The following is a 1,428-nucleotide window of genomic DNA, read 5'->3' as shown; positions in this document are numbered from 1 at the left end:
GTCAACGCCTGCCCGGCCCCGGCCCGACCCGTACCGCGACAGAACACGCTCCACCGCCCGCACGCACCGCACCGCACCGCACCGCCGCACCACTGCGCCCCGCACCGCACCACGCACGCGCCCCCGCACGTCACGCACCACGCCGTCTCGAGCCCGCCGTTCCCCGGCGGGCCGGCGGCGTTTCCGCATGCACCCCCGGCCTCCCGCAGCCGCACCGGTCTCAGGTCAGCGAGGCCCGGTCAGGACCCTCACCGCGAAGGGCCGGTGCGAGGCCTCGTCGCGCTCGGCCTCGTAACCAAGTGCGCCGAGCATGCAGACGATCGCTTCCGCCGTCCGTACACACACGTCGATCGAAGCCTGGATCACCGGGTCCGTGCTCCGGCCCCTGCGCGAGGCCTCGCGTACGGACCGGCGCACTGCTGGGTGGAGCTCCCAGGTGAGCCACAGCCCGCAGGCCTCGAAGTCGCCCGGGCCCAGGTCGATCTCCAGACCGCCGGGGGCCGTCTCCCGGTCCGGTTCCTCCCCGACGTCCCGCACGACGAGTCCGGAACGGGACAGATCCGCCTTCACCGCCGCGGCAAGCCGCCGGAGGCGATCGACCTCGTTCTCGTCGGCGTCGACAGGCCCAGGTCCGAACCGATCTTCTTCACTCACGGCGTGCACGGTACAACGCGGGTGACGTGGCAACCCCGCGCGGAAGCCCGGACCCAAAACCGAAGAAGACCCCCGGTCCGGTGGACCGAGGGTCTTCAGTGTCTGTGGGGCTAACAGGATTTGAACCTGTGGCCTCATCCTTATCAGGGATGCGCTCTAACCAACTGAGCTATAGCCCCGCCGCGCTCTGCGGTGTGTGTCCCGCGCGCTGACTCCTGAAGATTAGCGCACGACATGCGAACTCCCAAAATCGGTATCCGCAGCCCGGAGCGCCCGATCTCGCGGAGGTCCTACTCGTCCTCGGCGAGCGTCAGCTCGACGCCGCCGACGAAGCCGGCGGACAGGTTGTAGATGAAGGCGCCCAGCGTCGCCAGCGCCGTCATCAGCACCACGTCGACCACCGCGATCACCGCGGTGAACATCAGCACGTTCGGCAGCGACAGGAAGCCCTGCAGGTCGAAGCCGTTGGACCCCTCCGAGCCCGTGGCCTCCGCGATGGTCCCGCCGACCGTGGCGAAGACACCCATCGCGTCCATGACCAGCCACAGCACCGCCGCCGCGACCACCGTGCAGATGCCGAGGGCGATGGACAGCAGGAAGCTGACCTTCATCACCGACCACGGGTCGGTCTTCGCGACCCGCAGCCGCGCCTTGCGGGTGCGCGGCACCGGCTTGGCGCCGGTCCGCGGCCTGCGCACCGCGCCGGCCGGAGGCGCCGACACCGCGCCCGCCTCGTAGGCGTGCGGCGGGGGGTACGGGCCCGCGGCCCCCTGC

2 protein-coding genes and 1 tRNA gene are annotated in these 1,428 nt (G+C 71.1%); all 3 read right to left on the bottom strand.

Translation table 11 applies throughout. From position 1 onward, the window contains the following. Positions 1–225: 225 nt before the first annotated feature. Complete coding sequence (locus ACOV8S_RS25795; protein WP_448320633.1) at positions 226–654, bottom strand: hypothetical protein; 429 nt, start codon at positions 652–654, stop codon at positions 226–228. A gap of 105 nt (positions 655–759) precedes the next feature. Continuing rightward, positions 760–833: transfer RNA gene (locus tag ACOV8S_RS25790), tRNA-Ile, on the bottom strand. Positions 834–944: 111 nt separating this feature from the next. Then, on the bottom strand, positions 945–1,428 hold a 484-nt coding region (locus tag ACOV8S_RS25785), incomplete at its 5' end, for a DUF3566 domain-containing protein (protein ID WP_448320631.1).

It is taken from the genome of Streptomyces sp. CO7, from assembly GCF_053474865.1.
This window is presented reverse-complemented; position numbering and strand designations above follow the sequence as displayed.